The following is a 10,602-nucleotide window of genomic DNA, read 5'->3' on the forward strand; positions in this document are numbered from 1 at the left end:
TAATGGTCAATTATACCAATTTACACAAGACACTGGCGGTCAATTACCATTGCAACCTAAAATAGTAAAAATTGAAATATTAGGTCAGTTGCAATCTGGCTCGACTGTAAAGGGTCTTGTTGTTGAAACTAATATTAAGGGTGAAGTTATTTTTGATACTGCATATGGTAAATTTTCTGCTCCTAACAAGCATGATTTAGTAAGTGGTGATAGTGTAAGTTTAAAACTTTTAAACGTGCGTGGTGAAGCTAGTGGTAATATTTTAAGTATAAATAATAAAAAAATTGATTCAGACGAATTATTGAAATTAGAGCCTGTCCGCCTTACCCAAACATTGCAAAATAAAATATCCGATACACAACTGGTTAATGAAAGCCACGTGACTATTAAAAATGTTGGAAATATGCCTAAGGTTATTTCTGGCCTAGTTTCGTATCTAAATTTAACTGGTATGGATAAATCATCATCTTTGTTTAAGGTAATTAGTCATGCGGCTGGGCAAGATAATCCAAAACTACCGATAGCGGCTAATGTAGTGTTTAGTAATCAGGCTTCAACAGCTGCCTTTACTTTCAATGGAATTGTCAGTGGTAATGGAAAAGAAGGGGAGCAATTAATTAGGACCGCTTTTGGCATTATTGCTGCTCAAGGGACAAAAATGCCCGTAGGGCAAAAGTTAGTCCTTGAAATGACTAGTCTTAATAATCAACCACTTGGTAAAGACGTTACTAAAGCTGTTGCTGATTTTGTTTTTAAAGTTAGTAATTTTGATTCGTCTGTAAAAAAATTTGCTGCTCTTTTTGCAAATAACCCTGTAACGACTGAAAAAACTACTGAAAGTCAAAATCTGCAGTCTGTTCCTACAAAAGCCATTTCTCTAATGTCAAATACTCAATTAAGTGGACAAAAAACAGAAACAGTTGAACTTCCATTAGTAGCAGACCAGAAAAATAATAACCAGATAAGCAGCGATAATAAAGAAACAAAATTATTGCAGACTCCTAATACATTTAATACAAATCAGCTGTTTGAGAATTCAAGTAAGTTGCTTGCGCCGTTTGCAAAGTTAGAAAAACGGTCCGTAGACAATTCAAAAACTAAGTTATCCGAAGAAGCTGAGCATGATTCCGCTGCCATAGATCGCAGTTTGACCGGTTCGCTTGCTAAGTTAAAGCAGACCAGCATGGGGCAACAGAGCTCTACCGCAAGAAGCCTTAATAGTATAATAAGCTTATTTGCTGATAATGACGAAATCAAAAAATTGGCTACAGAATATCAAAATATTAAGGAGCTTTTAACGCCGTTTGTTCAAGATGAGAATGATAATTTTAAATGGCATTCTGTTTTGATACCATTTCACAATGGGCAAAGAGTAATAGAGCAAGAAGTAAAAATAGATCGTAGTAGAGAACATTATTTAAGGTTTATTTTTAATGTTGATTTTGAGGAAAATTCTATGCAAATAGATGGCTTAATTCATTTTGAAAATAATAACAAGACGCCCAAAACGTTTGATATGACTCTTAGGTCGAAAAATAAACTTGATCCGGGGCTAAGTAAGAGAATTGCTGATATATATGGCCTTAACCAGAGTATGACTGGCGTTAGAGGGGCTTTATTAATTGAGGGTTTTGATCGGTTTGTTGAAGCTTAGCTTAAAGATTCATATTTCTCATTTTTTTACTGAGCGTGATGGCGAAATTCATAACAGGTTGTCCAAAATTAGTATTATATAACTTGTTTTGTCAAAACGCAGATGTAATTTGGATAATTTTCTTTACTAATCTAACTAATCTCATCAAGATTATGAAAGCTTTTAGGAAAAAGATGGATTATTCTAAATTCGTAATTTTAAATAATCAATAGCTGCACTTATGGTGATATGAGCAAATCTAGAACAATAATTGTTGCAATTTTTTACTTCTTCTTCATCTTTGTATTTATTCCTTCATCCATTGCTGCTGAAAAAAAAGATTTACATTTTGTAATCAAGCTGGATTCTAAACTCTGGCTTAAGAAATACCTAGATTCTCTTGGCAAAGAAATGGAACAAACTGCCAAATTATATAAAACCACGGATCAAAAAGCCTATTGGGAAAGCGAAGTCAAAAAATCATTTTCTAAGCTATTGCGTTCCAAAGGTTATTACGCTCACACTATTGATGTTGAAATTCCTAATGAACCTGACAATTCGATAATATTTAATATTATCGCGGGACAGCGTTATAAAATTTCAGCTTTATCAATTGTTTTTACGGATACGAGTAATAAAAACGTTAACGTGCTAAAAATCGATAAAATCGGGATAAAAATTGGCGACTACGCTATTGCAAAAAATGTTCTAGATGCAGAGAAAAAAATATTAGAATATTTAGAAAATAAAAATTGTATATTATCGCTATCAGTAACCCATGAAGCAGAAATAGATCATGTAAATCATGAGGTTAAAATCAAATTTTTAATTGAAGCTGGGCCGTCTACTAAACTTGAGAAAGTGGAATTTATTGGCTTAAAAACTATAAAAGCTGAATATGTAAGAAAATTAGTTAAACTTTTAGATGGCCAGTGTATTAGACGTACCATTATAGCTGAATCAAGGGGCTTTCTACAAAAAAGTGGATTATTTTCTTCAACAACCCCAATAATCCCAGAATATGTAAATAAAGATGGATTGGTGCCAATCGGTTTTAACCTAACTGAGCGCAAGGCTCGAAGCCTAAAAGCGGGGATAGGATACGAAACGGAGATAGGTCTTGGGGCAACAATCGGGTGGGAGCACAGAAACTTTTTTGGCTCAGGTGAAGAAGTGAAAACCAATATCTTAGGAAATCCTAAAGAACAGATTTTTGAATTAGGTTATACAAAGCCATTTTTTAAACGAGATGATCAGACTCTGAGATTGGGTGCTAAATTTGAAAATAAAAAACTAAAGACGTTTGAAAGTAAAGAGGGTTCTGTATCAGGTTATTTAGAAAGAGAACTTTCACAAGAATGGAGTGGGGGAGTCGGAACTAAATTTTCTCATGCAGTGGTCAAGAAATTTGAGAAGAGCGCCGCTAGTAAACAGCGTTATTCTTTGGTTTCAACTCCTTTGTATATTACACATGATACTCGGGATAATATACTTGATTCGAAAAAGGGACATATTTTTGAGCTAGAAACTGCGCCATATTTTTATATGGATTCAAAAGAAAGGCCATTTTTTAAAACCCAAATTTCTGCTTCAACATATTTCACGGCCAAGAGCGAGCTACAACCGGTATTAGCGCTCAGGGGGGCAACAGGAACTATACGGGGAACAAAATCACCAATACCTGAAACAGAGAGATTTTATGTTGGAGGTAATAATTCACTAAGGGGATATGCTTATCAATTTGCAAGTAGCTTAGATAGTAGCAATCGTCCCGTAGGTGGTAGGTCTTTTGTTGAAACGACTATCGAACTAAGGTTAAAAATGAATGATAGTATAGGTGTAGTTGGTTTTCTGGATAGCGGCTTTGCTTATAGTTCATTAACACCTCAATTAAGGAAAAGGCTTTTACAAGGAGCCGGCTTAGGGGTTAGGTATTTGACTAATTTTGGTCCTTTAAGATTCGATGTTGGTTTTCCGTTGAAACGTCGGAAATTTGTAGATAAGTCTTACCAATTATATTTTGGTATTGGGCAATCGTTTTAGTTATATAAATATGAAAAGTTTTTGGAAAATTTTAATAGTATTATTATTGTTGCTTAAGGTGATAATAATTTCTGGTGTTATCTGGCTAAAAACAGATCACGCCAAAATATTCCTTGCCCGAACCGTGGTTGATGGTTTGAATAACAAATTTGGGTTAATTACAAAAATTGGTAACATAAATATATCTTTTCCTCTTATTGCAGATATAGATTTTCTTTCAGTGGATGACAAAACAGGAGAAGTTGGTTCTTTAAAAAATCTTCACATTAATATCCTACCTTCACTTTTTTCTCTTTGGGAAGTAACTTTCTGGTCAATTTCTGCAGAAGAGTTAACGGTAAATAAAGTTCCGCAAGTAGTATATACAACTGAACCAAGCGGGTTATTTAATCCTGATATAATTATTAGAGAGATAAGCTTTGACCAAGTTAAGCTTGCTCCTGCCTTAACTGGCCTCATCCAACCATTTTCTTTTTCTTTGAATTCTCATCTTGAGTATAACAGCTCGAAGCAACAATTAGCCTTTACAACTAATGGCAAGCTATCTTTGGAAAAAGATAACTCCTTTGAAATGCTAGGATCATATGATCAAAATCAAGAGCAGTTGGATATCAAATATTCAAAGTTTAGTTCTGAAATAGCTAATGTTACTGGTAAATTATTTGTTGACCAGAAACATAATATAATTAATGGTGAAGTTGATCATCAATCAAATTTTCTAAAACAGTTATTAGATCCTCAAATACAAGAATATATAGGTGAATCAAAAGGAAAAATAAATATTACCGGAACAGTAAAGAATCCTAAAATTATTGCTACTGGAGATATAGATATTGATAGATCGCCACTAGTCTACGATACAGAAGTTTTGTTGTCTCAGAATAGTGTTAATGGGTTTGTAAAATTAAATTATGGAGCAATGAATGCAAGAGGAGGTATAGCTTATAAAAATAATAAACTAATCTTATTAAACTTTATAACAAAAGGGATTGATTCTGAGAAAACAGCCAATTTAACACTTGATTTGAGTAGCCTTATATTGACTGGTAAAATCTCGGTAGTAGATAAAAAGTTGGTAGAAGTGGTAAAATATTTTCCATTTATACATAGTGGCTCAATGAACATAGAAGCCGGTTTTTCATCAACTGATAATTTAAAGCAGCAACTGTATTTAAAGGGTCAAGTTAGCGACTTATCAAGTAACGGCATTAATTTTGATACTGTTGATATAAACTTGACCTCTCCTGATTTGTGGCAAGGGAAATTTGCTCATTTAAGTGTTCTCTTCAAAGCCTTAAATATAAGTAATTTTATACTTGATGAGGTAAAAATTGATGCCCAGTTGCAAAACGAAGATATCAATGTGAAGGGCAATGTTCTTTCAAAGCGGCCACTTCCTATAAATCTAAGTTTTGATAGCATATTTAAATCAATCAATAAGAAAAGTACTAAACCTTTATCTGTGCCAACCGAGTTTGTTATCAATAATATTGGGGGCACCATTGGGAGTGCTCAAATAAAGAGTTCAAGTAAAATTCTTTTGGTTGTTGGTGATAAAAATACGTTCAAGTTGGATAATCTAAAAATTGATGATGGTTTACTTAATATAGAGGCAAGTATTGATGACGGCTCTATATTGGCGAGTGCCTTGCTTAAAAATATACCAATTGAGCCACTACTAGCGATGCCAGGACACAAAATTGTTGGTAGGCTTGATGGTACTATAAAAGCTCAGGGGACTGTAAACGATCCGCACCTTAGTGGCCAACTTAAGCTAAGCAGTGCTAAGTATGACTATAAACAGTACGGTATAAAGCTAAAAGATATTTCTAGTACTATCAAAGCAAATGGTAAGCTTATTAATTTCTCTGAAATATCAGCTAAGGACAGGTTCGGTAATAGTTTACAAGGTGATGGTAAAGTATCTTTGACTGAGCAATATGCTTTTAGCTTTAATATGGCAAGTAAAAAACTTAACCCAATCAACACTCCTTATATGCATGGTGAACTAAATGGAAACATTTTAATTCAAGGGGATAAAACAGAAGCAATAGCCAAAGGTCAGTTAACTTTAGGTCCGTTTGAAATCAAGATACCAGAGCGTTTTAAGGAGAAGATTCCAGAATTAAATACTAAAGAAGTAGTTATTGAACAGAATAAGTTTAGTTATCCATTAAAATTTAATATAGATCTTATTACAACAGATAAAGTGTTTATACGAGGTTGGGGAGTCGACACCAGGTTGAACGGTAATTTAAAAATAAGTGGTGATAATAATCTACCAATTGTTAAAGGAATACTTAACACTGTTCGAGGTAGGTATCAAGAATTTGGCAAGATCTTAACCATAAGAAAGGGTGAGCTTATTTTTGATGGGCCGTTATCTCCATCACCATTCCTAAATATTATTGGGGTATATGTTAATAGGGGTACAGAAATAAGATTAATATTATCTGGTTCAATTGTTAATCCACATATTGCTATAGAATCGACTCCATCAATGAGTGAAGAAAGAGCTTTATCATTTTTGTTATTTGGACAAGATACAGTAGATATCTCAGCTTTCCAGGCTGTACAGCTAGCTGATGCTGCTAGGAGGCTTTCAGGGCATGGGGGAGGTTTGGATCCTATCGGTTTTGGACGTAAGATTCTAAGGGTGGATGACATAAATTTTAAAGCTGACGCAGCAAATCCTGAAAATACTTCAATTGGACTTGGAAAATATCTAACTGATAAGATTTATTTTGAAATAGAACGTGGTAGGCAAGCGGATACTACTAAACTGAGAATAGAGGTGCAAATTACTCCAAAGATTTCTATAGAAAATGTAACAAAACAAGAAGGAAATACGTCCATTGGTATTAATTGGAGATTTGACTATTAGTATCGTTTAATGATAACCTGCCATCAAATATATAGAATTAAGTAACTATAATGACCATTGAAGAAGATTCAAATGTTGAAAATGTTGACTTTGGTAGTGCAATATCTGAGCGTTACCTTTCTTATGCGCTTTCAACTATTATGTCAAGATCATTGCCAGATGTCCGCGATGGTTTAAAACCAGTACATAGAAGACTATTATATGCCATGATGAAATTGAAACTTGACCCAAGTTCCGGCTATAAAAAATGTGCTAGGGTAGTAGGTGATGTAATTGGTAAATATCATCCACATGGGGATACGGCTGTTTACGACACTCTTGTTCGATTAGCTCAAAACTTCTCTCTACGATATCCACTTATTGATGGGCAAGGAAATTTCGGTTCTGTTGATGGTGATAATGCAGCTGCTATGCGTTATACCGAATCAAGGATGACAGAGATATGCACTTTATTAATGGAGGATCTTGATAAAGATACCGTTGATTTTCGACTAACGTATGATGACTCTGATACAGAGCCTGTGCTGATGCCGGCGCAGTTCCCTAACCTGCTAGCAAATGGTTCCGAAGGTATAGCTGTAGGAATGGCGACTAGCATCCCACCGCATAATTTACATGAGCTATGCGATGCTTTAATTCATTTGATTGATAACCCCAAAGCTACTTGTGCGGACGTTCTGCAATTTATTAAGGGACCAGATTTTCCTACTGGGGGCACTATTATTGACAGTAAGAGTACTATTGATGCTGCTTATGAAACTGGTAGAGGTAGCTTTCGAGTAAGGGCAAAATGGGAAAAAGAAAGCTTTAGTCATGGACTATATCAAATAGTTATTACCGAAATTCCATATCAAGTACAAAAATCAAGGTTGATTGAACAAATTGCTTCATTACTAATGGACAAAAAAATTCCTCTAATTAGTAATATCAGAGATGAATCTGCAGAGACAATTAGAATAGTTATTGAACCTAAAGGCCGAGGGTGTTCTCCTGAGATTATAATGGAATCTTTGTTTAAACTTACTGAACTAGAATCTAGGATTCACTTGAACCTTAATGTTTTGAGTTCAAGTGGAGTACCGAAAGTGATGAACATATTGCAGGTTCTTCAAGAATTCATAGAGTTCCGCCAGGAAATAATAACTAGAAGGACCAAATATCAAATTGCTAGAATAGATGAAAGGTTAGAGGTTTTACATGCTTTAAAAGTGGCTTACTTAAATATTGATGAAGTAATCAGAATTATCAGAGAAGAGGATAATCCCAAAAAAGAGTTGATGAGCAAGTTTTTTATCAACGATAATCAAGCAGAATCTATACTCAATATAAAACTACGTGCTTTAAGAAAACTAGAAGAAGAACAAATAAATGCTGAGCACGAATCGCTTAAAAAACAGCATGCTCAGCTATGTCAAATTTTAGAAAATCCACGCCTATTGTGGAAACTTATCAAAACCGATATTGCTACTATTCAAAAAAAGTTTAGCTTAGAAACTGCTCTAGGAGCTCGCAGAACAAACTTCGAGAAAGTAGAAATGAGTGCACAAATAATTGATATTTCAGCATTCATTGAAAAAGAGCCAATCACGGTTATATGCTCGAAAATGGGTTGGATTAGGTCTATGAAGGGGCATGGTTTAGATTTATCTGGCATTAAATTTAAAGAAGGTGATTCAGAAGCGTTTATCGTTGAAACTTACACTACAAGTAGCGTACTAATATGCTCTGCGGGTGGTAAGTTTTTTACAGTACTCGGTGATAACTTTGCTAGGGGTAAAGGTCATGGTGAGTCGATAAAGCTGATGGTTGATATTGATAATCATGATGTAGTTAACATTATTCCATACCTACCAGGAGAAAAGCTATTGTTAGCCTCCACTAAAGGGAAAGGCTTTATAATTAATAGCGACGATGCTGTTGCTTCGACTAAAAACGGCAAACAAATTATGCAAGTAAGTGGTGATGATAGATGTGTAGTTTGTACTTCTGTCAGTGGTGATATGGTAGCGGTTATTGGCACAAATAGAAAATTACTGGTTTTTGCTATTAATGAAGTGCCAGAAATGAAGCGTGGCCAGGGAGTAACCTTACAAAAATACCGTGATGCAAAACTTGGTGATGTCAAAACTTTTGATTCAAATGAAGGGCTGGCTTGGAGCCTTGGGTCTAAGATGAGGCTAGAAAAAGAAATAATGGCGTGGCGCGCAAAACGCGGTAGTATTGGAAAAATACCTCCTTCAGGCTTTCCGAAGAATAATAAGTTTAATTGATGATAGTATAAGTTGTATAATCATGGCATAGATTCAATCTGGGTGAATATATGCGTTGGTTATATTATACTATTTCTATAGTTAGTTCCTTATTGGTATTCATTATTTACCAATTTTGGCCTCCTATTATTTATGCTTTATTTATTATAATTCCTTATATCTTAATTGGAATACATGACATAAGGTCTGTGAGCCATACGGTACTCCGAAATTATCCTGTAATTGGTCATTTGAGGTATATACTCGAATTTATTAGACCAGAGATTCAACAATATTATATTGAAACTGACAATAGCGGAACACCTTATTCACGAGAAACTAGATCCCTAATTTACCAAAAAGCTAAAGGAGTTCGGGAAACTATTGCTTTTGGTACCAAAAACGATCTTACTAGTGTTGGTTATGTTTTTTCTTATCACTCGCTTGCTCCTAAAACAGTATCTCATGATAAAACTAGAATTTTAATAGGTGGGCCAGATTGTACAAAACCTTATGATGCATCACGATTAAATATATCAGGTATGAGTTTTGGATCAATTAGTCCCAACGCTATTAGGGCACTGAATAAAGGTGCTAAAATTGGTAAATTTGCTCATAGCACCGGCGAGGGGGGAGTTAGCTCATATCATCTTGAGAATGGGGGGGATTTAGTTTGGCAAATAGGAACAGCCTATTTTGGCTGTCGCTACCAAGATGGGCGCTTTGACCAAGATTCATTTGAGCAAATTGCTAAGAATGACGTTGTGAAAATGATTGAGATCAAATTATCTCAAGGAGCAAAACCAGCGCATGGCGGCATATTGCCGGCAGCAAAAGTGACTGAAGAAATAGCAAAAATTCGTATGCTTGAGCCATGGAAGGATGCTATTTCTCCACCTATGCATACAGAGTTTTCCACACCAATTGGACTTATGGAGTTTGTTGCAAGGTTACGTAAAATCACTGGTGGAAAACCGATTGGGTTTAAGCTATGTTTGGGGCATAAAACTGAATTTATGGCCATATGTAAGGCTATGATCGAAACAGGAATAAGGCCTGATTTTATAACGGTTGATGGTTCTGAAGGTGGAACTGGTGCTGCTCCAGTTACTTTTACCAATCGTATTGGTACTCCTATAAATGAATCCATAACATTTGTCCACAACTGCCTTGTTGGAGCAAATCTGCGAGACGATATAAAATTAATTGCCAGTGGAAAAATTGCTACTGGTTATGACATGGTTACCAAGATTGCCCTTGGTGCTGATGCTTGCAGCATGGCAAGAGCAATGATGTTTGCACTTGGATGCCTTCAATCACTTAGCTGTAATACTGATAGATGCCCTACTGGTATTGCTACACAAAACAAGCATCGCTGGTCTATGTTAGATGTAAAGGATAAATCAGTGAGAGTAGCTAATTTCCAAAAGAGAACTATACATTCATTTTGTGAACTTGTTGGAGCGCTTGGTATAGATGACCCAGACCAGCTTGATCCTGAGCATATTAGAAGATATATTGACACAAGCACTAGCAAAAGTTTTGCTGCTATATACCCGCAACTGCATAAAGGCGAGTTGCTGGAAAAAAATTCTAACAGCGTATACGCTGATTTGTGGCATATAGCAAAAGCAGAAAGTTTTTAAAGTATTTTTTGTTATGATAAGGAGTGTGCCTTGGAGCAATGCTAAGCTGTTCGGGTGACACAGATTAACTAGTCTCTCCGTCAAAACTCTAAATTTTTGATATAATTTCAAGAATTTCAAAAATAAATCACCGCACATTCATTTTTT

General features: G+C 35.2%; 5 protein-coding genes. All 5 read left to right on the top strand.

Going from position 1 to position 10,602, the window contains the following annotated elements; all coding sequences use genetic code 11:
• Positions 1–1,654 (top strand): hypothetical protein (locus Megvenef_RS04465; protein ID WP_322776788.1); only part of this gene is annotated, 1,654 nt, incomplete at its 5' end.
• Between the two features lie 228 nt (positions 1,655–1,882).
• The gene (locus tag Megvenef_RS04470) at positions 1,883–3,676 is read left to right on the top strand and encodes an autotransporter assembly complex protein TamA (RefSeq protein WP_322776789.1); all 1,794 of its coding nucleotides are present in this window, start codon (positions 1,883–1,885) and stop codon (positions 3,674–3,676) included.
• Between the two features lie 10 nt (positions 3,677–3,686).
• On the top strand, positions 3,687–6,560 hold the full coding sequence (locus tag Megvenef_RS04475) for a translocation/assembly module TamB domain-containing protein (RefSeq protein ID WP_322776790.1): 2,874 nt from the start codon (positions 3,687–3,689) through the stop codon (positions 6,558–6,560).
• A 50-nt stretch (positions 6,561–6,610) separates the two neighbouring features.
• The gene (gene parC / locus Megvenef_RS04480) at positions 6,611–8,830 is read left to right on the top strand and encodes a DNA topoisomerase IV subunit A (protein WP_322776791.1); all 2,220 of its coding nucleotides are present in this window, start codon (positions 6,611–6,613) and stop codon (positions 8,828–8,830) included.
• 188 nt (positions 8,831–9,018) lie between these two features.
• Positions 9,019–10,455, top strand: coding sequence for an FMN-binding glutamate synthase family protein (locus Megvenef_RS04485; RefSeq protein WP_322776792.1), 1,437 nt, complete (start codon positions 9,019–9,021; stop codon positions 10,453–10,455).
• Positions 10,456–10,602: the final 147 nt, after the last annotated feature.

Source organism: Candidatus Megaera venefica (assembly GCF_034554655.1).
GTDB lineage: Bacteria > Pseudomonadota > Alphaproteobacteria > Rickettsiales > Rickettsiaceae > Megaera_A > Megaera_A venefica.

Excerpts from the sequence above, each read along its gene's own strand:
- Megvenef_RS04470 (WP_322776789.1), top strand. The coding sequence starts at position 1,883 with ATGAGCAAATCTAGAACAATAATTGTTGCAATTTTTTACTTCTTCTTC.
- parC (WP_322776791.1), top strand. The coding sequence starts at position 6,611 with ATGACCATTGAAGAAGATTCAAATGTTGAAAATGTTGACTTTGGTAGT.
- Megvenef_RS04475 (WP_322776790.1), top strand. The coding sequence starts at position 3,687 with ATGAAAAGTTTTTGGAAAATTTTAATAGTATTATTATTGTTGCTTAAG.